This window comes from Enterococcus hulanensis (assembly GCF_005405485.1).
Classification (GTDB): Bacteria; Bacillota; Bacilli; order Lactobacillales; family Enterococcaceae; genus Enterococcus_A; species Enterococcus_A hulanensis.
Map to the genome: position 1 here is coordinate 1 of NZ_BJED01000021.1, position 23462 is coordinate 23462.

A 23462-nucleotide genomic window follows, 5' to 3' on the forward strand; every position below is an offset into this window, starting at 1 on the left:
CAGTCGTTAAACTGTTAAGCTCAATTTGTTAATTGACTTGCTAGCATATTGCTTGCTATGTTGTTTGTTTCTATTAAATAGAAACGCCCTACACATTTGGTTTGTTTTATTCGTTCAGTTTTCAAAGGTCTACATGGTTTGTTGCTTTGTTTCAGCAACTTTTATATCTTAACAGGTTACTGAGTGATTGTCAACAATAATTTTCATTCGATTATGAAAATTATTTGAAACTCAATTGACAACTTTGAAATAATATCATCTAGGAAATAGCTTGTCCACAAGTATTTCTTATTGTTGTATCAACTTGTTTCAGCAACGTTATTGATAATATCATATTGAAAAAGAATGTCAAATGTTTTTCAGTTTTTTTCATTTAAATTTCAGCGAAACAGAAAATGGACTAGCAAATCGCTAGTCCATCATAACTTCTACTCCATAATGATCGCTAATTATACACTCATTTTTGCCATTAAAAACGATTTGATAGCTTACAACATTAAAATCTTGAGAAGTAAAGATGTAATCAATTCGGAGTTTCTCAGCATTTTCTGACCAACCATCAATTGCTTCTTCTACTGTATATTCATCAAATTTACTTTTTGCAGCAATAAAAGCATCTTGCAACTTCAATGAACTCCCTTTGACCATGGCATAACCTTCACCATTTATTTTTGCGTCATTATTAAAATCACCCATAATAATAAGAGATCCCTGTTTTTCTGACAATACTTTCTCTAATGCACCCCACTCAAATGCAAAAGCTGTTTTATCATTCTGCCACCAAGAGAAATGACCATTAGCGACTATTATTTCCTGTCCGTCAATTATAGTCTCTCCAATCACTGCTCTTCGCGTATGATAATCTGTCGGATCAGAACTTTCAGAGATTAAGTAATTCTCTGCTTTCATTGGCGTCCTCGACAACAAGCCAGTGCCCTCATGATAGATATCGTAGCCAACATGATTATAGCTCCAACTCCAATAATAGTAACAACCTAAGCTTTTTAATTTTTCAACCAAACAAAACAAGAAATTGTCTTGATGAACTGTTTGTTGTTTCGATGTCGGTTGAAAATACTTATCCAGTTTTGCTAACGGGCTAGTCATAAGTTGGTTTACTTCTTGCAAACCAATAAAATCGTATTCTTCCTTAGCGATTTGGTTAGCCAAAGTTTCTAATTGCTTTTGATCGTCCGCTTCCATCCAACTATGAGTGTTTAGAGTTAATACTTTGATTGTTTTCGCCCCACTTTAGTAATCAATTGACCCAATCGTTTCCCCACGAGAAACAAGTCCTGTTTTATCATAATGGTAATTCTCGATCTTGTCACCATTTGTAAACACTACAATCATCGTAGTCAATTTTCCAGCTTCTTGAATCATTGCTAAATCAGCAGTTGCAACAATTTTACCTGCCTTTACTTTTTCACCTTCATGAACTTTGATTTCAAATGCATCGCCGCCTAAGTTAACCGTGTCGATCCCCATATGAAGCAACACTTCGATTTCATCTTCTGTTTTGATACCAATAGCGTGTTTTGTCGGAAAGACGGAAACAATAGTACCCGAAACTGGACTTGCTACCTCTCCATTTTCTGGTATCACCGCAAAGCCTTCACCCATCATTTTCTGTGAGAAAACTTCATCCTGCACTTGATCAATTGGGATAAGTTCTCCGTTCGCTGGTGCAACAAAATCAGCATGTAGTCCTTTAAAGGCTGTAGTGGTTTTTTTAGATTCGAGAGAACTTTCTTGGAAATCACTCGCAGGAATTTGTACGCCTGAATCTAACAAATCCTGAATATCAGATTTAAGGATATCTGCCTTCGGACCATAAACAGCTTGCACGCCATTATCCTTAACCAAAAGCCCCATTGCACCAGCTTTTTTCCAATCTTCTTCACCGCCGACAATATTCCTATCTGCAACTGTTACTCGTAATCGAGTCATACATGCGTCAACATCAGTAATGTTTTGCGGACCACCTAATAAGTTAATGATCTTTACAATTTGTGAATCTGCCGTTACTGAGCCATCCTTTGTTCCACTAGCGGCTTCTTCAGTATCAACTTCATAATTCCCATTTCTTCCTGGGGTTGCGTAATTGAATTTCTTGATCATGAAATTAGCAAAGAAATAAGTGAACACTCCAAACGCGATACTTGTTAAAACAAAATTAAGTAAGTCATTGCCTAATCCTGCTCTTAATGCCATAGGTACCCTAGTCAACAGTTCAATATTCCCAAATGAATGAACTCGTAAATTGATTAAGTCAGCCATAGCGAAAGCAGCCCCTTGAATTACTGCATAGCAAGCATATAGCGGTACCGCAACAAACATAAACATAAACTCTAAAGGTTCCGTTACTCCTGTGAGGAATACCGCTACTGCTGCAGAAAGGAACATGGATTTATATTTTTTCTTTTTATCAGGATCGACGTTGCGGTACATTGCTAAAGTCAACCCCATCAAAATACCAGACGAACCAATCATTTGTCCGACTTTAAAACGCGCCGGTGTCCATTGAGTTAACACATGTTGATATTGAGACATGTCGCCGCCATTTTTTAAATTAACTAAGTCAGTTGCCCATGCCAACCATAACGGATCTTGACCGAATACTTGACTTCCTGCTTGTGCCCCAGTCAAAATATCATAAGTTCCGCCCAATTGCGTATAGTTCATTGGAATTGTCAGCATGTGATGCAGCCCGAACGGTAAAAGTAATCGTTCTAGTGTTCCATATAAAAATGGAGCCAATACTGGTGCAGTATCTTGAGAATTCGCGATCCATTTACCAAAATCGTTGATTCCTGTTTGGATAACTGGCCAAATTAAGGCTAATACCAAAGCTACAATAACTGAACGTAAAATTACTACAAAAGGAACAAATCGTTTTCCATTAAAAAAGGTCAACACTTCTGGCAGCTTCCGGAAATTGTAGTATTTATTGTAAGCCGTCGCTCCCACGAAACCCGCGATGATCCCAACAAATACTCCCATATTCAATGCCGGAGCTTCTAACACACTCGTAAAATATCCATTGACCATAATTTTTTGACCGAATAGTGTATGAGTCATCGCATTTGGATCAGCTAACATTTCTGAAGTAATACCAAAGATCGAGCCTGTGATTCGATTAATCAAAATGAATGATAGCCCTGCTGCAAATGCACCACCCGCTCGTTCTTTCGCCCAACTTCCACCAATTGCCAATGCAAAAAGTAAATGCAAATTACCAATAATAGCCCAACCAATATTTTCAACAACGCCACCTGTAGTGACTAACCACCCTAGATTTTCGTTAATCAATGGTAAAGACTTTCCGATGCTGATCATCAAACCTGCTGCCGGCATTACTGCAATTACCACCATCAGCGCCTTCCCGAACTTTTGCCAAAACTCAAAACTAAAAATCTTTTTGATTCCTTTCATGTTTGTTCCTCCTAATTTTTGATGCGAAGATTTTACGCAATCGGTTTCGCTGATTTGCATTATATACTCATTTTTTTATTTTGTAAACTCTTTCAAGTGTTTTGTTTTAAAAATCATTATTTCTTCTATGTAGACTTAACTATAAAAACTTTCCCTTAAATGCTTGACTTACGCAATCGGTTGCGTATATGATAGTGCTAAGAAAACATAAGGAGGACTATCATGAAAAATGTTCAACGTCTTTTTGAAATCGACCCTTGGAAAATTCGAACTACTAAATTAGATAAAGAAAACCGGCGGCTTCAGGAATCTTTGACTAGTATAGGAAATGGTTATATGGGAATGCGTGGTAATTTTGAGGAAAGCTATAGCGGCGATCGCCATCAGGGTACTTACCTTGCCGGAATTTGGTATCCTGATAAAACTCGTGTCGGCTGGTGGAAGAATGGTTATCCTGAGTATTTCGGTAAAGTCATCAATGCGCTTGATTTTATTCAAATGAAATTATTTGTAAATGATCATGAGATTGATCTAGCAGTCACTGAGTATGAAGATTTTGATTTAGAATTAAATATGGAAAACGGGGTCCTTACCCGCTCCTTTACCGTGACAATCGACGATACAAAAGTTCGTTTTACTTTTGAACGCTTTTTAAGTGTTGTAAAACAGGAGCTTGCTGTCATTCGACTTACTGCTGAAAGTTTAGTTGGCGATGCAGAATTAAAAGTCGTATCTAAATTAGATAATAACGTACAGAATGAAGACAGCAATTATGAAGAAATGTTCTGGTTAGAAAAAGATCGCGGACACCGAGAAGACATTAGCTTCTTAACAACTCAGACTATCCCAAATAATTTTGGAATCGAACAGTTTTCGGTGACTGGCGCAATGAAACATATCAGTTCTACAATCGGACTGCAACAAGATGATACTCTAGAAGTTGCTGAAACATTCTCTTATAACTTAAAAGTCAATCAATCAGTTCAATTAGAAAAACGAGTAGTTATATTAACTAGTCGCGATGTCCCAGAATCCGAGCAAAGCGAAAAGGCTGTCGCATTACTGTCGAAATACAATGATTCCTTCGAAGATCTGTTGGCTGAACAAAATGCAGCTTGGGCAAATCGTTGGGCTTTAGCGGATGTTTTGATTGATGGAGATGACGAGGCGCAGCAGGGTATTCGCTTCAACATCTTCCAACTCTTTTCAACTTATTATGGTGAAGATGAGCGTCTGAATATTGGACCAAAAGGTTTCACTGGTGAAAAATATGGCGGTGCGACTTATTGGGATACAGAAGCCTATGCTGTCCCAATGTACTTAGGAATCTCTGATCCAGAAGTAACTAAAAACTTATTGAAATATCGCCACAATCAATTACCGCAGGCACAGCACAATGCTCGCCAGCAAGGTTTACAAGGCGCCTTATATCCGATGGTTACCTTTACCGGTGTCGAATGCCACAATGAATGGGAAATCACCTTCGAGGAAATTCACCGAAATGGCGCGATTGCTCATGCAATTTATAACTACACGACCTATACCGGTGATGACAGCTATATAAAGAATGAAGGCTTGGAAGTTCTGACTGAGATTGCTCGTTTCTGGGCTGACCGGGTACATTATTCAAAACGCCAGCAAAAATATATGATTCATGGTGTGACCGGACCTAATGAGTATGAGAATAATATCAATAACAACTGGTATACTAACTATTTAGCAACTTGGGTATTATCATATACATTAGAAAATTATCAAAAATATCAAGACCAAGCGACCGTTTCAATATCTTCAGAGGAACAGGCCAAGTGGCAAGATATTATTGAGCATATGTACTTTCCTGCAGATGAAGAGTTAGGCATTTTCGTTCAACATGATACTTTCTTAGATAAAGATTTAATGTCGGCTGCTGACTTAGCTCCGGAAGATCGCCCGTTAAACCAAAACTGGTCTTGGGACAAAATCCTGCGTTCTTGTTTCATTAAACAGGCAGATGTTTTGCAAGGAATTTACTTCTTCGGAGATCAATTCACTAAAGAAGAGAAACGTAAAAATTTCGAGTTTTACGAACCAATGACTGTTCATGAGTCTTCACTGTCTGCTTCAATCCATGCTATTTTAGCGGCAGAGCTTGGTTTAATCGACAAATCTATGGAAATGTATCAACGAACGGCTCGGTTAGATTTAGACAACTATAACAATGACACTGACGATGGTTTGCATATTACTTCAATGACCGGCAGTTGGTTAGCTATTGTCCAAGGCTTTGCACAAATGAAAACAACAAGCGGCCAATTAAGCTTTGCGCCGTTACTGCCAAAAGAATGGAATCACTATTCTTTCCATATTAATTACCGTGGACGCTTGTTAGCAATTTCAGTAAATCAAAAAGAAGTGCAAATTGACTTGAAAGATGGACCTGCCTTAGCTATGATGCTTTATGGAAAGGAAATTTCTTTGAGCGATTCAATGACAGTTCCACTGGAACAGGAGGAATCAAATGTTTAAAGGCGTTTTGTTTGATTTAGATGGTGTCATCACTGATACTGCTGAATATCATTACTTGGCATGGAAAAAATTAGCTGATGATCTTGATATTTCAATTGATCGGCAGTTTAATGAAAAATTGAAGGGCGTTAGCCGCGAAGATTCTTTACGGCTGATCCTCGAACATGGTGGTCGTGAAAAAGACTTTTCCGAAACTGAGTTCAATCAATTAGCAAAATCAAAAAATGACAATTATGTAGAAATGATTCAAGCTGTTTCGCCAAAAGATGTCTACCCTGGTATTTTAGAATTGCTGAAAGCATTGAAAAATGCTGACATCAAAATTTCTTTAGCGTCAGCAAGTAAAAACGGTCCTTTTTTATTAAAACAGATGGAATTGACCGAGTATTTCGATGGTATCGCTGATCCGGCAGCCGTACGTGCTGGAAAACCTGCTCCTGATATTTTTATTCTAGCTGCTGAAGTGGTGGGACTAGCTCCTAACGAATGCATTGGGATTGAGGATGCTCAAGCAGGAATCACCGCCATCAAAGCAAGCGGCGCATTACCTGTTGGTGTGGGAAGCGCGAAGCAATTAGGTGATGATATTGCTATCGTCGCTTCGACTGCTGAACTTACCTTAAATTTTTTAGAAAAACAATGGAGTAACTAATATTACAGAGAAAGGAGAGCGAAAATGGTATCTACAGTTAAAGACGTGGCTAAAAAAGCAAAAGTCTCTCCTTCTACTGTTTCCCGTGTGATTAACGATCATCCTAGTATTTCCGCTGAAACAAAACAGCGGGTTCGGAAGATCATGGATGAAATGGGATACTTTCCAAACGTCACTGCACGAAATCTTGGAAAACAGCGAGCAAATTCTTTTGGTGTCATTTTGCCACCTCTTGATTCTCGCGAACGCTTAGGCAATCCGCTTTATTTGGAATTACTAAACGCAGTGAACGAAACTGCTGCGGAATTTCAAATTACCACCGCTGTTGCCTCAGCTAATAATAGTAAGACCCTTTTGGAAAATGTAACTCGGATGCATCGGCAAAAACAAGTGGATGGCTTCATCTTAGCTTATTCAGAAAAGGATGACCCAGTTGCCGAATATCTTTATCAGAATCACGTCCCCTTTACCTTAATCGGACGTCCGCCTGAAAGAGAAGCTGACATTGTTTATGTCGATAACGATAATCAATTGCTCGGTAAACAAGCTACTGAGCATTTGATTGAGAAAGGACATAAAAATATCCTGTTCGTCTCAAATGTTAATCAAGAAGTCATTTTCTTTGAACGTTATTTTGGATATCAAGAGGCTATGATGTTAAAGGGCTATCCTACCCATTCACCTTTAACAATGCTGAAACCTGAAGACTACACGCAATTTCCTGAAGTAATCAAAGAAACTGGGGCAACTGCTCTGGTTGTGATCGATGATATTTTTGCCTTACGTATGATTCAATTAGCAACGCTGCACGGCTATAAGGTTCCCGATGATCTTTCGGTCATTAGCTTTAATAATTCAATTTTTGCAACGCTCGTCCACCCTTACTTGACGACGATTGACATTGATATTTCTGACCTTGGTCGTCTAGGGACACAGAAATTAATAGAACAAATTGAGCAAAAACAATCGAGTGGTGTTCAATTAGTCGTACCACATCATCTGATCCAAAGAGAAACTGTTCGTACGATTTAAGTTATCATTAAATACGACCTGTCCAACTTGTGACAGGTCGTTATTTTGTATATACTTGCGAAAAATCAGAAAGAAAGTGGTATAGATGGTTCTAATCTTAGGTCTACTCCTAGTGCTCTTTCTGTTCTATTGTCGTTACTCAACCTATCAATTGATCGAAAAGCACTTTCAAATTAATAAGGATGAACAACTGATTATTCAAACTGGTGAAAAGACAGGTTTAACGATCGCCCAAATTAGCGATAGCCACTTTTCACCATTTTATTCCCCTAAGCGATTTGATAAAATCATTAATAAACTGAACCAAGCAAAGCCTGATATTGTATTATTTACTGGTGATTTGATTGAAAATTATCGCTATTGGCAAACAAGAGACTGCAACGCCATCAGTCAGCAATTGGCAAAAATCCATGCACCTAAAGGAAAATTCGCGATCTTAGGTAATCATGATTACTGTTCCAACGGTCGCACAGCAGTTAGTCAAATACTAGCTGATGGAGGTTTTACTCTATTGAATAATCAAAGTACATTAGTGGATCAGATAAGCTTAACAGGAATCGACGATGGACAAGAAGGTCAGCCTGATTATAATACTCTTCCAAAAAAAGCAGACTTCTCTATCTTAATGATTCATGAACCCGATCAGGTCAGGCACTTACCTGAGCTTGATCAATTTGATCTGATTTTATCTGGACACAGCCATGGAGGACAAATCCGCTTTCCGCTCTTTCCTTATAAAAATTTTGGATCTAAACTTTATGATCAAGGAATTTACGAATTGACATCTAAAACTAGCCTAGTCGTCAACACTGGCTTAGGAACTACGGGACCTCCACTACGCTTTAGAGTGACCCCTGAAATTTTATATTTCCATCTATAGAAAAAGAGTTTGAACGTTCGCTTCTGAAGCAGAACGTTCAAACTCTTTTTATGCGTGAACTCTTTTCTTAATATATGGAACCATGATGGGAACTAACGAAACAAAAACGATCAAAAGCATGATTAATGAAAAATGTTCACTGACGATCGGGATATTTCCCAAGAAATAACCAGCTGCACTGACAACTGTTCCCCAAACAATCGCTCCAAAAATATTAAAGCTTGAAAAAATCCCCCAATTCATTTTACTGGAGCCGGCAATGAACGGAATGAACGTTCGAACAAACGGCATAAAACGCCCTAAGAAAATCGTCCACTTTCCACGCTCATTGAAGAAATTCTCCGCTTCACGTACTTTATCCTCTTTAATAAAACGTGAAATTGGACTATGATACAACGCTCGAACACCAATTGTATGACCAATCCAATAATTCATCATGTCACCTAAGATCGCCGCAATCACACAAACTCCAATTACATAAGGCAAGTGAAGAACATTCCCGCCTAAAGCCGTTAATGCCCCGGCTGCAAATAAAAATGAATCACCTGGCAAAAAGGGAAAAATGACTACTCCTGTTTCAATAAAAACAATTGCAAATAAAATCGGATAAATTCCCACGCCATATTGATGTACCAACGACACCATATGCGCATCAATATGTAAAATAAAATCAATCAAAGCCATCTACTCTAATACTCCTTCTGATAAGATTCCTTTCTTATCATACGACTTTTCGCAAAAAAAGAAAGAACGATCTGTCGTTCTATAGAAAAAATAAAATTTATTCGGAAAATGGTATAATAGAAAAAAAGATCAAAAGGAGTACTTTATGAGCGTACTTTCTCATATGAAAAGCATGCAGAAGGAAATGTCTGCAGCCGAAAAAAAAATTTACTGCTTCATTCGCGACAATAGTGAAAAAGCCGCCAGTATGACGGCTAATGAAATCGCAGAGGCCTCCGGAGCTAGTGCACCGACAGTCGTGCGATTCTCAAAAAAAATGGGTTTTAACAGTTTAACAGATTTCAAAATTGAACTATCTGCCGAAACAATGCAGCAGCGCAGTAATAATACCTACAGTGACGTTGATCACGACGAGTCATTCCACAGTTTAAAAAACAAATTAGCCGGCAACGCTCGTTATACAATTGATGAAACGACTGCCCTTTTCAATGAAGAAGAATTTCTCAAAGCCTGCAAACTGTTAGAAGAAAAAGAATTCTGCTATGTTTTAGGTATTGGTGCATCTAGTCTAGCTGCCACGGATATTGTTCAAAAGTGGAGCCGCTTAGGAAAAAATGTCATTAGCGAACCAGATTATAATACCATCTTACCGCAGTTGGTTTTGCATCAAAAAGAATCCGTCATTTGGTTAGTTTCTAATTCTGGCTTAACTTCTGAATTGATCGCGCTAGCCGAAACGGCAAAAGATTTAGGAATTCCAGTTATTACCTTAACTCAATTCGGACAAAACCCATTGGCAAAACTATCAGATGTCAGCTTGCAAACCTCTCGGCCTACAGAAGCAACGTATCGCAGTGCTGCGACAGATTCGATCTTGGCCCAATTCATTACGATCGATTTATTATTTTATGTCTATATCAGTCGTAATAAGGATAATGCTGAAAAAATTTATACAACGCGAGCGATCGTTCAAGAATACCGAAAAAAATACTTTTAAAAAGAGGAACTGAAAGATTTTATTTCTTTCAGCTCCTCTTTTGATTACTCTGCTAACCAAATAGACATTGTTACATCCGATCCTGTTTCAATCTTTTCCTTCTTCCTGATTGCCGCCTTGAGTGGGAGCAAGTAGGTATCTTGCTTAGTGTCAAACCAAATAGCCGTCTGCCATTCACTTTTACCAATTTTAGCCGTAACTTTCATTCTGCCCCAGCCCTCCTCTAATGACTTAAAATTATCTCGAATGGCTGCTGAAAGTTCTTTAGGGAGTGAGACCATTGTCCAACCGACCATCTCGGGCGATGAAGAATAATGATAAACTTTGGCTGAAAATTTATACTCCACCTCTTTATTATCCAACTTTTCCCCTCCTCATCCATGAGCTTTTCATAAATTGTATCACAGATGAACCAAGTAAAATCTCCAGTCTTTCATCTTGCATCAAGAAAAAAAAGAGCGGACCAAAGTGGCACCGCTCTTTTTCTTTATTATTTTGTTGTCGCTTTAAAAACTTCTTCAGAAGCGTTGACTGCTCCTGTTTTTTCAAGCACTTGTGTTTCCACATCGTTCATATTGGTGATTAACACCATCATCGACGTATCTTTTCCAGCTTCTTTAATTGCCGCTAAATCAACGTTTGCTACCTGTGTTTCTGGTGTAACATGTTGCCCTTCTGATACAAGCACCTCGAAAGGCTTGCCATCTAACTCCACCGTATTAATTCCCATATGAAGTAAAACTTCCAATCCACTGTCTGTTGTGATACCGATCGCGTGTTTTGTCGGGAAGATAGTTGAAACTTTGCCGGCTACAGGAGCGAAGATCGCACCGTCCGTGGGTTCAACAAAATAGCCTTCACCCATCATTTTTTCAGAGAAAACAGGATCTGCTGCTTCTTCTAATGGATGTACTGAACCTTTTGCTACAGCTGTAAAAATATTCGTCGCGTGTGAAGCTGCTGAAGTAGTCACTGTTTCAGTCGAATCAGCAGCCGTTATTTCTGCTAATTCTTGCTCTGCTAATTTATCTTTTGGAATACCAAAGAAGTAAGTTGCGATAAATCCGCCGATATATGCTGCTAACAGTCCAAGGACATATCCCCACCAACGACCGTTAGCAATCAAAGGGATCAAAGCTGCACCTGAAGGGCCAATCGCAATCGCTCCAACTCCACCGATAGCACCAATTACAGCACCACCAATACCGCCGCCAACACAGGCAGTAATAAATGGACGCCCTAATGGCAACGTTACTCCATAAATTAATGGTTCCCCAATTCCTAAGATTCCGACTGGTAACGCGCCTTTAATCATTTCCGTCAATTCTTTGTCTTTGCGTAATTTGATCCAAAGGGCAAAAGCAGCACCAACTTGCCCCGCACCAGCCATCGCCAAAATTGGTAACAATAACGTTTTGCCGGTTTCACCAATCATTTGAATATGAATCGGTGTCAAGATTTGATGCAGACCAAACATAACCATTGGTAAGAATAACGCACCTAAGACAAAACCAGAGAACGCCCCGCCAACTGACAATACCCAGTTGATTCCGCCTACCATACCATTAGAAATAAAACCTGCCATTGGCATGATCAAAAAGATTTCCAGTAACCCGATCACTAATAAGGAGAGCATCGGCGTAATGATAATATCCACTGCATCTGGAATGATTTGATGTAATTTCTTTTCAACGATCGATAATAGCCACACGGCGAAGATAACGCCAATGATCCCGCCTTGTCCAGCGGCTAACGCATCCCCAGTAAACAAGTTTTTAATCGGCGCTTCTGGATTCATACCCGTTAATAGAACAACCGCTCCGATAACACCGCCAAGAGTTGGGTTAGCACCAAAAACTTGTGCAGCATTCACACCTGTAAAGATGACCAAGTAACTAAACATCCCATTTTTCAAGATGTTCAAAATATCGACAAACTGTTGCCAGGTAGCGGCATCAATTGTACCTGCCGTAATCAAGTTTGCCATGACTGCCGCAACCCCTGCAATTAAGCCAGAACCTACAAAAGCCGGTATCATTGGTACGAAAATATTCGAAATATCCTTTAAGATTGCTTTGAATGGTGAACTTTTTTGTTTAGCTTTTTGAGCAGCTTTCATCTCGGCAGCTTTAGCATTGACTTTATCTTTACCAGAGCCATGAGGCAATTCTTCTCCTAAACCAACACCCGCAATGTCGACCATTTCTTTGGCAACTTTGTTTACTTTACCGGGTCCGATAATAACTTGCAATTGTTCGTCATCGACGACACCGAGTACACCCGGGATACTTTTTAATTTCGCCTGATCGACTTTACTATCATCACGAACACTCATCCGTACCCGCGTCCGACGCTTTGGACGTTCTCCATTCCTCCGGCACCATCATAAATCTCTTTAGCAATTTGATTTAAGGTTAATTCTTCTTTCGCCATTGTGCTTCCCTCCTAAATTGTCTTTTTAACAAATCCATCGGCTTGGATTAATTTTTCATTAGCTTCTTCTTTGCTGCTGTTCGTCAAAATCATCACGATTGCCAATTTAACATTTTGCTCAGCTGCTTCAAAATAATGGGCCGCAGTTTCATAATCAGCATCTGTTGCTTGCATGATAATGCGTTTTGCCCGTTCAACAAGTTTCTCATTGGTAGGTTTAACATCTACCATTAAATTATTGTAAACTTTCCCGATTCCGATCATGCTGATAGTAGAAATCATGTTCAAAATCAATTTTTGAGCTGTACCTGATTTCAAGCGGGTCGAGCCCGTTAAGAACTCCGGTCCGCAATCAACTTCGATCGGCAGTTCCGCATGCTTGCTGATTTCAGCATCTTTGTTGCATGAGATCGTCCCAGTTGCGGCACCGATTGAACGAGCGTAATCTAATCCGCCGATTACATAAGGCGTACGTCCGCTCGCTGCGATTCCGATGACCATATCATTTTCAGTTAATTTTAAATCTTTCAAATCCTGAGCACCTAGTTCTGCATCATCTTCCGCACCTTCTACTGCCACGGTCATTGCTTGTTCGCCGCCTGCGATCAAACCGACTACCATCTCCGGCTCCACACCAAAAGTTGGCACACATTCTGCTGCGTCCAAAACACCTAAGCGGCCACTTGTCCCAGCACCCATATAAATCAATCGACCGTCTTTTTTGAACGCGGCAATCGTAGCTTCAACGACTTTTTCAATTTGCGGTAATTGTTCTGCTACTGCATCCGGCACATTATGATCTTCCTGATTCATTAGTTTCACAGCTTCCGCTACACTCATTTCATCTAAACCAAAAGTTGTTTCATTCCGTCGTTCTGTTGTTAAATTTTCTAAATTGACCATTATTTTTCCACACTCTCTAAACTAAATTTCTGTCCTGCTCTAATATGCTGGATCAACGCTTGATCCTTTTCGATTACCTGTCCGACAACATTGACTTTTTCATCGGCTGGTAGATTTCGCTTAATTACTTGAATCTCACCCATATAACGCAAATAATTCATGTTGTCGATCGTTACAGCACCAACGTTCCGATCTTTTGCCGGTAAAGGCACGACATTGGGGATTTTTTTGAAACGTGCTTCCGCACTGCGAATCACATCGCGCGCTTCATCTTGACGATTGATATGATCGCCTAAAACATACTTGATTTGCTTGTCAAAAGCTTCTACCCTCAGTTTTAACGTTTCTTCTTTAATATAGAAAGAAAATTGCTCTAACACTTCTTTTGATAAGCCGCTATCACCGATATAAACTTTATCCGTATCAGCCAGTAAATCTAAGGCCGCTGCCAAAGGATGGGTGCCACGATGCTCCTCTAACGTAGGTAATCCCTTAAATAAAGGTCCGCGCAGTTTTTCATCTCCCGGAACAAATCCCTGGATCGTAAAACCATATGACTTCAGCCATAAATTTTTCTCGTGATACCACTTTTTATCTAAAGCGGTTTCAGGTCTTGGATAATAATTGTGCCAAGCTTCTAAATGCTTGAAGTTCGCATCTGCTTTCTGCAGTTCTTGAATATCCATTTCTGTAATCGTTGAAGCGTTCAAAGCAATCGGCATTTCTCGGGATAGTTTTGCAATCTGCTGATTACTAATGTGATAATCCATTCGTAACCCAGTCACTCCAACCTCGAGAAGCTCATCCACTCGATCAAAAGAAAAGCCGGCGCGTTCTAATGCTTCGCCTGAAATATCAACCATCAGCTCTAAATGACATTTTTTTGCAACAGAGCCAAGATCAGTCAAGCGCTTACGATACTGATCTACATCATCTTCTGGTATATGCAAGGAAGTAAAGATACCAGAAAAACCATGTTGCGACATTTCTTCTATATAACTTTTTCTTTCGTTAGTTAAACCTTCATTTAAAAAAATTGAAAATCCAAACATGCTCTTCCTCCTTCCACGAATTAAAAAATACTTTCATTCTTATTTGTGTACTGTTCCATTGTCTTTTTCTGGGGCAAGCAGTCCTAAATTACGAATCTGCAAAAAACAAGGAGTAAAGCTATCAATGAAAACCATTTCATCTTTACGAGATGATTATAAACGCTGAAGAACAAAATTGCAACATTATTTCATATATTTTTATCTATATATGAAATATCATTTCTTCCATGAGCAGGTAAGCCGTGTTTTTACTGGTTTTTATGTATACTGTTTAATGGAACTTGAAAGGGGAATCGTCCATATGAAAATCGCAATTGCCGGAGCGGGTGCAATGGGAAGCCGCATCGGATTAATGCTTCATCTAGCGGGCAATGAAGTTATTCTGATCGATCGTTGGCCTGATCATATCAAAGCTATTCGTGAGAACGGTTTGATTGGAGAATTTGAAGACCGCGAGGTAGTCGCAAACTTGCCGATCTACTCGCCAGAAGAGATCGTGGAGGATCATGCTAACGTTGATTTAGTCGTTGCGTTGACCAAGTCTATGCAACTTGAAGCAATGTTTCAGGATATTAAACCCATCATCGGTGAAAAAACTTTTGTATTTTGTCTATTAAATGGATTGGGACATGAGGAAACTTTGTCAAAATTTGTCCCGAAAGAAAATATTATTTTTGGTACAACGACTTGGACTGCTAGTTTATCTGGACCTGGTCATGCAAAATTAGTCGGCACAGGCAGTATTGAAATGGAGAATTTAGATCCAAAAGGCAAAGAATTTACGCTACAAGTGCTAGAAGTCTTCCAAAAAGCTGGATTAAATCCCATCTACAGCAATAACGTAAGATACTCAATTTGGAAAAAGGCTTGTATTAATGGCACACTGAATGGTTTATGTACGATCTTAGATTGTAACATCGCTGATTTTGGGTCTTTGAATGTAGCCAGAAATCTGATTGAGACTATCGTTGGAGAATTTGCCTCAGTTGCTAAAGTAGAAGGAATTGAACTTGATCAATCTCAAGTAATTCAAGCAATAGAGGCTACTTACGATGTTAAGACACAAGGGTTGCATTTTCCTTCCATGTATCAAGACTTGATTCGCAATCATCGAAAAACCGAGATCGACTATATCAACGGAGCCGTGTGGCAAAAAGGAAAGAATTATCAAATTGCTACACCATATTGTGCTTTCTTAACTCAATTAATCCACGGAAAAGAAGAACTATTAAATGCAAAATAAAAAAAGCGCATAGTCGCTTTTCAGACTGTAGACAAAAGAATCCCAAACTCGTAATTTGAGTTTGGGATGTCTTTTTATCTGATTCGTTTCTTTATTTAAGGATAAAGGTTTTACTTTCTTCCAATAAAGAATGAAACCACTGCAACAACAATCACAGCACCAATAATAGAAGGAACTAATGCCATACCTGCTAAGCTAGGGCCCCATGAGCCAAGTAACGCTTGACCAATTGCAGAACCAACTAAACCAGCAACAATGTTTGCAATCCAGCCCATTGATCCACCTTTGTTAGTGATCGCACCTGCGATTACACCGATCAACGCACCGATGATTAAAGTCCATAACCAACTCATTCTATTCTCCCTCTTTCTATATAAAATAATTACATTATCATGTTACAAATATTCTTCCTTTTTTCCTATTATTCTGCTTAATTATTGTCAATAAGTCCTGATCATTCAGACAAAAAACACTGTTACATAAGCATTTACAGTTGATATTAAGAGGACTTCAAAAATTTCTCGGATAAGGAAATTTATGAAGTTAAAAAAACACTATTTTACTAGCAAAAAAATACTTTCACCATATATGATTAATGAATTTTGTTTTTTACTCTTTTTTGTCATTAAACAAGAAAAACATACTTTAAAATAACAAAGGCTAATTAATTCTAGACTTTTAATGAAAACTAAATGAAAAGTTTTTCACGATAATTGAATTGTCAGAACATTCTGCTATTATTGACGAATAATTATCAGAATATTTCAAATCTACAAATTATTCGCTCAATTTAGAAACGAGGCAGTTCTATGGAAAATAAATTACAAAAACAAATGACTTCACGCCACATTATGATGTTGGCGCTTGGAGGTGCAATCGGTGCTGGCCTATTCAAAGGAAGCGGTGAAGCAATCGGCATTGCTGGACCTTCTGTTATCCTCGCCTTTTTGCTTGGCGGATTGGTTCTTTTCATCGTGATGAATGGTTTGGGCCGCTTAGTTTTAAACAGCGACAATGTTCAAGGTCTATCTGGAATCATCAAACCATTTCTTGGCGAACGTACTGCAGACTTTATTGACTGGTTGTACTGGTCATTATGGATGGTAAACATTATCGCCGAAGCCGTGGCTGCTGCCAGCTTCTTACAATTATGGTTCCCCCATGTCCCTTCTTGGATCTTTGTTTTGATCCTAGCAGTATTAACCACTCTCATTAATCTGTATTCAGTTCGTTTGTTCGCTGAGACAGAGTATTGGCTGGCATTTATCAAAATCGCAGTCATTATTATCCTGATCGTCTTTAGCGCTTATCTTGTTGGACATGAAATTTTTAACATTGGGTGGATAGATACGATCGCTCGTATGAATAGCCATGGCGGTTTTACTCCCCACGGTCTGCAAGGTCTGGTGAATTCTCTTTTAGTCGTGATTTATTCCTACGGCGGATCAGAATTGATCGCTATTACAGTTAGTGAAACAGAAGATCCTAAAACCGCGATTCCTAAAGCAATCAAAGGTGTTATGGGAAGAATCATCTCATTTTATATCGTGCCAATGATCCTGCTTTTGATTATTTATCGCTGGGATACTTTAGCTGCAACAACAGCCAGTCCATTTGTAATGGTCTTTCAAAAAATGCACATTCCTTTTGCTACTGATATTGTGAATTTCGTTATTGTATTGGCGCTATTTTCTTCTATTAACTCGGGAGTCTATGCATCCTCTAGAACGCTATACTTCCGAGTAAAAGAGAATACTGGCTTCACTGCTAAACTTGCTGTGTTGAACAAACATCAGGTTCCGCAACGAGCAGTCTTGTTTTGTACCGGCACGCTTTATCTTGGTGTCATTTTGTCTTACTTTCTAGGAAACAAACTATTTAATTACTTAGTCGGTTCGTTGTCATACTCAGTATTATTAACATGGTTATTGATCAGTGTAGCAGCATTTGTTTTAGCTATGAAGAAAGGAACGAAGGTGGAGCGATTCTTCAGCGGATTAGTAATTCTAGTACTAGGGTTGATTTTTGTCGGAATCCTCATGAATAACCCGATTGGTGTAACACTTTTCACTGCATGTATTTATTTAGTTATTCTCTTCAGCTATCGTAAGAAACAAACCGATACAGTTTCAGAACAACTTTAAAATCAAGGTCGAATCACAAAATAGGTTGATTCGATCTTTTTTTTATTGCTTTTTTCGGAAATGGAAAGCCTACTTTACATGATCGGATTTATCCTTTATACTGTATATGTAAAGCATGCTTTCCGTAAGGAGGTCCCAAATGAAAAATCGTTTAGAAGAAATTCGCAAAGAAAGAGGCATCAAACAAGAAGATTTGGCGACTGCCTTAGAAGTATCGCGACAAACAATTGGTTCTCTGGAAAATGATCGTTACAACCCGTCTATTGTGCTAGCTTTTAAAATTGCCAAGTATTTTGATATGACGATCGAGGAAATTTTTATTTACGAGGAGGATTAAAAATGAAAAAAACAAAAGAGCTGCTTATTGCCATATTAGGTTTGATATTAGTACTCATAGGATTTTACTTAATAAAAGCGATTGATGATCCACAAAACATCATGAGAACACTGCCCTACCTTTGCATCGGTCTAGGATGCGGGTTATTTGGAAATGGTTTTGGTGAATATGTCAGTAAAAAATCGATTGAAAACAATCCTAAATTAGTTAAACAAATTGAAATTGACACAAAAGATGAACGAAACGTCATGATTGGAAATATGGCTAAAGCAAAAGGATTTGATATGATGCTGTATGTGTACTCCGCTTTACTGCTGACTTTTGCACTGATGGAAGTTTCTTTTAACGTCCTAATTCCTTTAGTCGTAGCTTACTTATTTATCGTCGGATACTCTATTTATCATCGTTCAAAAATTGAGAAGGCACTCTAAATTATCTTTGAAAAAAGAGCAGATCACTCTGCTCCTTTTTTTATTCAATTTTTTTATAATCAAAAAAGACGATCACATTGACCGTCTTCGTTTAAAAATTATTTTTCTTCGCTGCCCATAAATTTAGCAACAAAAGCTGCAATAATCGCACCCACTGTTGGTGCTAATAAGTAAACCCAGTAGTGAGATAATGCACTGCCGCCAGCAAAGAGCGCTGGTCCTAAGCTGCGGGCTGCATTTAATGAACCGCCTGTTAAGTTTAATGCTACGATAATCAAGAACGCCAACGAAATACCGATCGCTAGCGGAGCCATTTGCGCGTTACCAAATTTTTCACTGGTTACCATCAAAATGATGAATACGAATAAGAAAGTGATCAGTGTTTCGACACCAAATGCTTGAGCAGCACTGATTTTAGGGAAATCTGTTTGACCAAAGCCGTCGCTAGGTAATTTTAGCGCATGAACATAAATGTATATAATTGCTGAAGCTGCAATTGACCCTAGCGCTTGGGCGATAATATAAAAAATCCCATCTTTCACTGCTAACCGTTTGTTAATCATCATGGCAATAGAGACACCAGGATTGAAGTTGCCGCCAGAAATACCTCCTACCGCATAAGCCATGATCGTGATCGCTAAACCAAATGCTAAACCTATTGTTAACGTACCACCTTTAGCAACAACTACTGTACCAGTTCCTAAAAAAACAAGCATAAAGGTACCTAGAAATTCTGCCAAATATTTTTTCATTTTCATTGCACATCCTTTACAAAATAATTGAGTTTCCAGTTTAGTTAAATCTTTATTTTTTGTAAAGCAATACGCAATTGCTCTTATTTTCTTCTCTTTTTTATTAATTGATAGAAATATTTTCCCAAATAAAGAATGTTATCATAAAAATAAATTCTATTTTCATTTCATTACACTAAATAGTCAAAAGAAAAAATCCCTCAGTATTTTGAGGGATTTATAGGCTATACCAATTCAACTTCAACATCAATGTTTCCGCGAGTAGCTTTTGAATATGGGCAGAACTCATGAGCTTCTTCTACGATTTTTTGCGCTTCTTCTTTTTCTACACCTGGTAAAGAGGTTTCTAGGATCACTCCGATTTGATAGCCGCCATCTTCAAGCTGATACAAAGACACACGCGCTTTAACTTCCGCATCAGATTCTAAATTATGCTCTTTTAGCATATGATGTACCGCCCCATTAAAACATGATGCATAGCCTGCCGCAAATAATTGTTCAGGATTCGTTCCTTCCGCATGAATTGAAGGTGGTTCGATTTTCATTTTCATACTTCCATTCGGTGCTTGCACATCACCAGTTCGCCCACCGTGGTTGATCATAGCTGTCTCATACATTTTCTTCAAATTAAATCAGTCCTTTTCTTCTTCTTGATTAATAGTCTACGCGTTATCAATTAAGTATACAAAGATATTGCTCACGAATAAAAGCTAGCGTTCAGACAAAATCATTTTATCGTATGACTTTTAGCAACTTTGTGCAAACGATTACAAATGATTGTTTTTTTGCTATAATCTATTACGAAGGGGGGATTGTCTTTGAAAAAAATTTTTATGCTATGTTTAGTTGCATCTTTCTTATTAGCTGGATGTAATCAAGAATCGTCAAACGATTCACCAGACACATCAACAAGTAAATCAATCACCACAGAAAGTTCAGCAAATCCCAGCCAAAATTCGTCAAGTGCTCCTCAGACATCATCTTCGTCTGATGTTTCAACCAATCATTCTTCTACTGAGACAACAGCTTCGACTGCGCAACAAACAGCTGATACCGTATCAAGTAATGAATTTGGCGGTTATGCAACTTTCTATTTCAACGGTATGAATGTACCCGACTCGATAAATATTAATACAAATACTAATCAAATTACCTTTAATGCTGATACTCACAGTGAAGCTATTTATACTCTCACGATGCAAAATCTGCCTGCCAAAACCATTCGTGTCTTTTCAGCTAACACGAATGAGATCCGAATGGTTAAAGTAAGTACTACACTCACTGTTGGCGAACAAATTTCTGGTGCCATAAATTCAAATAATCAATCTGGAGATTTATACCTGTTCCACAATAAACAAGGTGGCCTGTCTTTAGCAACACCGAATTACGCTGGAAATGTTCCTGAGGATCAAACCGATGTCATGATTGAAGTTTTGCAATAAAAAAAATATGTATTATCCGAGCAAGATTTAGTTGCTCGGTTTTTTTCGTTTAAAAGCTACACAAAAAAACAGAGATCTGAAAACAGATCTCTGTTGGAATAATCAAAAGTGATTATTTTAATGTTACAGATGCGCCAACTTCTTCTAAAGCAGCTTTAAGTGCTTCAGCATCTTCTTTAGATACATCTTCTTTAACTGGTGCAGGAGCGCCATCAACTACAGCTTTAGCTTCTTTCAAGCCTAAGCCAGTTGCTTCACGAACTGCTTTGATAACTTTAACTTTTTGGTCGCCGACAGCTGTTAATTCAACTGTAAATTCAGTTTGTTCTTCAGCAGCAGGACCTGCAACAGCGCCAGCAGCAGCTACAGGAGCAGCAGCAGTTACGCCAAATTCGTCTTCGATAGCTTTAACTAAGTCGTTTAATTCTAAGATTGTTGCGCCTTTAAGCTCTTCAACAATGTTTTCAATGTTCAATGCCATTTTAAATTTCCTCCGTTTAGGTAAGTTTTTTTTATTTTTTATATTTTATGCAGCGATTAAGCTACTTCTTCTTCTTTTTCTGCGACTGCTTTCACAGCGTAAGCCACGTTGCGGACTGGCGCTTGAAGAACAGATAATAGCATAGAAAGAAGTCCATCGCGGTTCGGTAGTTTTGCAAGAGCAGTAATTTCTTCGATAGAAGCTACTTTTCCTTCAATGATACCGCCTTTGATTTCTAGTTTTTCAGCTTTACTAGCGAATTCATCGATAATTTTAGCTGGGGCAACTACGTCCTCATTACTAAATGCAACAGCAGTAGGTCCTGAGAATACTTCTTCTAATCCGTTCAAACCAGCTTTTTCAGCTGCACGAACTAAGATAGAGTTTTTGATAACTTTCATTTCAACGTTGGCGTCGCGTAATTGTTTACGTAATTCAGTCACTTGTTCTACAGTTAAACCACGGTAATCGACGATAACAGCTGAAGCTGCGGCGTTGAATTTTTCAGTGACTTCATCAACGATAGCGGCTTTTTTAGCGATTGCTACTTCACTCATTATATATTTCACCTCCTGATTTTGATGGGGAGAGTTTCTTGTGATGGACACAAAAAAACTCCATGCCACCGTAGACATAGAGGGACTATTGAATGTTCTCAATAAACGTCCTCGGTAGGAAATTAAGACTCGCGTCACCTACTGTCTTCGGTACAGTTAATAAATTAACCTCGACTAACTTACCATAGATAAGCTAGCCGAGTCAAGTGCTTTTCTAAAATTAATTAGATAGCAGATTGTTCAACATGGATACCAGGTCCAAATGTTGTAGTCATTGAAATGTTTTTGATGTATTGACCTTTAGCAGTTGCAGGTTTTGCTTTTACTAAAGTTTCATTGATAGTGTTGAAGTTTTCAACCAATTTAGCATCGTCGAATGATACTTTACCGATTGGAACATGCACGTTACCAGCTTTGTCAACACGGTAAGTTACTTTACCAGCTTTAACTTCTTCAATAGCTTTAGTAACATCCATAGTTACAGTACCAGTTTTAGGGTTAGGCATTAAACCTTTTGGTCCAAGCACACGACCTAATTTACCTACTGTAGCCATCATGTCAGGTGTCGCTACAACAACGTCAAAGTCGAACCATCCACCTTGAATTTTTGCAACCATGTCGTCATCGCCAACGAAATCAGCGCCAGCAGCTTCTGCTTCTTTTGCTTTTTCGCCTTTAGCGAATACTAAAACAGTTTGAGTTTTACCAGTTCCGTTTGGAAGCACAACTGCTCCACGAATTTGTTGGTCTGCTTTTTTAGGGTCTACGTTCAATTTGTAAGCAACTTCAACCGTTGCGTCAAACTTCGCGAAGTTAATTTCTTTTGCTAGTGCTACTGCTTCCGCAACTGGGTAAGCTTTAGTAGTATCAACTTTTTTTAATGCATCTTGCATTTTTTTGCTCTTTTTAGCCATTTTGTTTCCTCCTTGATGTGGTTATAACGGTAGAACCTCCCACGTGTTCCGTATCTTTAGATAGGGAGCCAACTGAGAAGCTACTTTCTTGGGTTCATCGATAATAATAAAATTATTCGACAGTGATACCCATGCTTCGTGCAGTTCCTTCAACCATGCGCATTGCTGACTCAACGTTAGCAGCGTTTAGGTCTTGCATTTTCAACTCAGCGATTTCTTTTACTTGATCGCTAGTAACTTTAGCTACTTTGTTTTTGTTTGGTTCGCCTGAACCTTTTTCAACACCGGCAGCTTTTTTCAATAATACTGCAGCTGGTGGTGTTTTTGTGATGAATGTAAATGAACGGTCTTCATATACAGAGATCACAACTGGAATAATCAAACCTGCTTGATCAGCAGTACGGGCATTAAATTCTTTTGTGAAGCCCATGATGTTGATACCCGCTTGACCTAGCGCAGGACCTACTGGCGGAGCTGGTGTTGCTTTACCTGCAGGAATTTGCAATTTAACTAATTTTTCTACTTTTTTTGCCACGAGACATACCTCCTTGAGTCCGTGATGTGGTTAATGGAGATCAATATTTC

At 38.6% G+C, this 23462-nt stretch carries 23 protein-coding genes, 1 pseudogene and 1 other annotated feature; of the genes and pseudogenes, 10 read left to right on the forward strand and 14 right to left on the reverse strand.

The window, feature by feature from the left end:
* Positions 1 to 411: 411 nt before the first annotated feature.
* Positions 412 to 1203 (reverse strand): endonuclease/exonuclease/phosphatase family protein, encoded by a 792-nt coding sequence (locus tag FFR60_RS18970; protein WP_171004980.1) that lies wholly within the window; start codon positions 1201 to 1203, stop codon positions 412 to 414.
* Between the two features lie 48 nt (positions 1204 to 1251).
* The gene (locus FFR60_RS18975; RefSeq protein ID WP_137665417.1) at positions 1252 to 3426 is read right to left on the reverse strand and encodes a PTS transporter subunit IIBC; all 2175 of its coding nucleotides are present in this window, start codon (positions 3424 to 3426) and stop codon (positions 1252 to 1254) included.
* 231 nt (positions 3427 to 3657) lie between these two features.
* Between FFR60_RS18975 and mdxK the strand changes: the two genes are divergently transcribed.
* The 4 genes from mdxK to FFR60_RS18995 all read left to right on the forward strand — a co-directional run bounded on the left by mdxK (position 3658) and on the right by FFR60_RS18995 (position 8507).
* Entirely contained in the window at positions 3658 to 5943 is a 2286-nt protein-coding gene (gene mdxK / locus FFR60_RS18980) for a maltose phosphorylase MdxK (protein ID WP_137665366.1), read from the forward strand.
* Positions 5936 to 6595 carry a beta-phosphoglucomutase gene (gene pgmB / locus FFR60_RS18985; protein ID WP_137665367.1) on the forward strand — a complete coding sequence of 220 codons (660 nt, stop codon included), beginning with the start codon at positions 5936 to 5938 and terminating at the stop codon, positions 6593 to 6595. The genes mdxK and pgmB overlap by 8 nt, the downstream gene beginning before the upstream one ends.
* Before the next feature lie 24 nt (positions 6596 to 6619).
* Entirely contained in the window at positions 6620 to 7627 is a 1008-nt protein-coding gene (locus FFR60_RS18990) for a LacI family DNA-binding transcriptional regulator (protein ID WP_088932090.1), read from the forward strand.
* A gap of 85 nt (positions 7628 to 7712) precedes the next feature.
* A complete protein-coding gene (locus tag FFR60_RS18995; protein WP_137665368.1) occupies positions 7713 to 8507 on the forward strand; it encodes a metallophosphoesterase in 795 nt (264 codons plus the stop codon).
* Positions 8508 to 8555: 48 nt separating this feature from the next.
* Here FFR60_RS18995 and FFR60_RS19000 read toward each other — a convergent pair whose 3' ends face one another.
* On the reverse strand, positions 8556 to 9191 hold the full coding sequence (locus FFR60_RS19000; RefSeq protein WP_137665369.1) for a VTT domain-containing protein: 636 nt from the start codon (positions 9189 to 9191) through the stop codon (positions 8556 to 8558).
* 145 nt (positions 9192 to 9336) lie between these two features.
* On the opposite strand from FFR60_RS19000, the gene FFR60_RS19005 reads away from it, so the two are divergent.
* Entirely contained in the window at positions 9337 to 10188 is an 852-nt protein-coding gene (locus tag FFR60_RS19005) for a MurR/RpiR family transcriptional regulator (RefSeq protein ID WP_088932087.1), read from the forward strand.
* A 44-nt stretch (positions 10189 to 10232) separates the two neighbouring features.
* On the opposite strand, the gene FFR60_RS19010 is transcribed toward FFR60_RS19005, so the two are convergent.
* The 4 genes and pseudogenes from FFR60_RS19010 to FFR60_RS19025 all read right to left on the reverse strand — a co-directional run bounded on the left by FFR60_RS19010 (position 10233) and on the right by FFR60_RS19025 (position 14576).
* Positions 10233 to 10550, reverse strand: coding sequence for a DUF1905 domain-containing protein (locus FFR60_RS19010; protein ID WP_212741910.1), 318 nt, complete (start codon positions 10548 to 10550; stop codon positions 10233 to 10235).
* A gap of 128 nt (positions 10551 to 10678) precedes the next feature.
* Positions 10679 to 12621, reverse strand: a pseudogene (locus FFR60_RS19015) (glucose PTS transporter subunit IIA).
* A 12-nt stretch (positions 12622 to 12633) separates the two neighbouring features.
* Positions 12634 to 13524 carry an N-acetylmuramic acid 6-phosphate etherase gene (gene murQ, locus FFR60_RS19020; protein WP_137665370.1) on the reverse strand — a complete coding sequence of 297 codons (891 nt, stop codon included), beginning with the start codon at positions 13522 to 13524 and terminating at the stop codon, positions 12634 to 12636.
* Positions 13524 to 14576 (reverse strand): DUF871 domain-containing protein, encoded by a 1053-nt coding sequence (locus FFR60_RS19025; RefSeq protein ID WP_137665371.1) that lies wholly within the window; start codon positions 14574 to 14576, stop codon positions 13524 to 13526. The genes murQ and FFR60_RS19025 overlap by 1 nt, the downstream gene beginning before the upstream one ends.
* A 301-nt stretch (positions 14577 to 14877) precedes the next feature.
* On the opposite strand from FFR60_RS19025, the gene FFR60_RS19030 reads away from it, so the two are divergent.
* Positions 14878 to 15819, forward strand: coding sequence for a 2-dehydropantoate 2-reductase (locus tag FFR60_RS19030; RefSeq protein WP_137665372.1), 942 nt, complete (start codon positions 14878 to 14880; stop codon positions 15817 to 15819).
* Positions 15820 to 15929: 110 nt separating this feature from the next.
* On the opposite strand, the gene FFR60_RS19035 is transcribed toward FFR60_RS19030, so the two are convergent.
* Complete coding sequence (locus tag FFR60_RS19035; protein ID WP_137665373.1) at positions 15930 to 16172, reverse strand: GlsB/YeaQ/YmgE family stress response membrane protein; 243 nt, start codon at positions 16170 to 16172, stop codon at positions 15930 to 15932.
* Between the two features lie 456 nt (positions 16173 to 16628).
* Here FFR60_RS19035 and FFR60_RS19040 point away from each other — a divergent pair, with 456 nt between their 5' ends.
* The 3 genes from FFR60_RS19040 (at position 16629) to FFR60_RS19050 (ending at position 18731) form a co-directional block, all read left to right on the forward strand.
* Positions 16629 to 17963, forward strand: a complete 1335-nt coding sequence (locus tag FFR60_RS19040; RefSeq protein ID WP_137665374.1) for an amino acid permease — start codon at positions 16629 to 16631, stop codon at positions 17961 to 17963.
* A gap of 139 nt (positions 17964 to 18102) precedes the next feature.
* Positions 18103 to 18300, forward strand: a complete 198-nt coding sequence (locus FFR60_RS19045) for a helix-turn-helix transcriptional regulator (RefSeq protein WP_088932080.1) — start codon at positions 18103 to 18105, stop codon at positions 18298 to 18300.
* A gap of 2 nt (positions 18301 to 18302) precedes the next feature.
* Positions 18303 to 18731 (forward strand): hypothetical protein, encoded by a 429-nt coding sequence (locus FFR60_RS19050; RefSeq protein ID WP_137665375.1) that lies wholly within the window; start codon positions 18303 to 18305, stop codon positions 18729 to 18731.
* 98 nt (positions 18732 to 18829) lie between these two features.
* Here FFR60_RS19050 and FFR60_RS19055 read toward each other — a convergent pair whose 3' ends face one another.
* Entirely contained in the window at positions 18830 to 19483 is a 654-nt protein-coding gene (locus FFR60_RS19055; protein ID WP_371853787.1) for an MIP/aquaporin family protein, read from the reverse strand.
* A 224-nt stretch (positions 19484 to 19707) separates the two neighbouring features.
* A complete protein-coding gene (locus FFR60_RS19060) occupies positions 19708 to 20109 on the reverse strand; it encodes an organic hydroperoxide resistance protein (RefSeq protein ID WP_137665376.1) in 402 nt (133 codons plus the stop codon).
* A gap of 192 nt (positions 20110 to 20301) precedes the next feature.
* Here FFR60_RS19060 and FFR60_RS19065 point away from each other — a divergent pair, with 192 nt between their 5' ends.
* Positions 20302 to 20925 (forward strand): hypothetical protein, encoded by a 624-nt coding sequence (locus FFR60_RS19065; protein WP_137665377.1) that lies wholly within the window; start codon positions 20302 to 20304, stop codon positions 20923 to 20925.
* Positions 20926 to 21037: 112 nt separating this feature from the next.
* On the opposite strand, the gene rplL is transcribed toward FFR60_RS19065, so the two are convergent.
* The 4 genes from rplL to rplK all read right to left on the reverse strand — a co-directional run bounded on the left by rplL (position 21038) and on the right by rplK (position 23412).
* Positions 21038 to 21406 (reverse strand): 50S ribosomal protein L7/L12, encoded by a 369-nt coding sequence (gene rplL, locus FFR60_RS19070; RefSeq protein ID WP_016181529.1) that lies wholly within the window; start codon positions 21404 to 21406, stop codon positions 21038 to 21040.
* A 56-nt stretch (positions 21407 to 21462) separates the two neighbouring features.
* On the reverse strand, positions 21463 to 21963 hold the full coding sequence (rplJ, locus tag FFR60_RS19075; protein ID WP_088932076.1) for a 50S ribosomal protein L10: 501 nt from the start codon (positions 21961 to 21963) through the stop codon (positions 21463 to 21465).
* A gap of 42 nt (positions 21964 to 22005) precedes the next feature.
* Positions 22006 to 22132, reverse strand: a sequence feature (ribosomal protein L10 leader region).
* 55 nt (positions 22133 to 22187) lie between these two features.
* Positions 22188 to 22877, reverse strand: a complete 690-nt coding sequence (rplA, locus tag FFR60_RS19080; protein WP_088932075.1) for a 50S ribosomal protein L1 — start codon at positions 22875 to 22877, stop codon at positions 22188 to 22190.
* A gap of 112 nt (positions 22878 to 22989) precedes the next feature.
* Positions 22990 to 23412 carry a 50S ribosomal protein L11 gene (gene rplK, locus FFR60_RS19085; protein ID WP_088932074.1) on the reverse strand — a complete coding sequence of 141 codons (423 nt, stop codon included), beginning with the start codon at positions 23410 to 23412 and terminating at the stop codon, positions 22990 to 22992.
* Between the last annotated feature and the right edge of the window lie 50 nt (positions 23413 to 23462).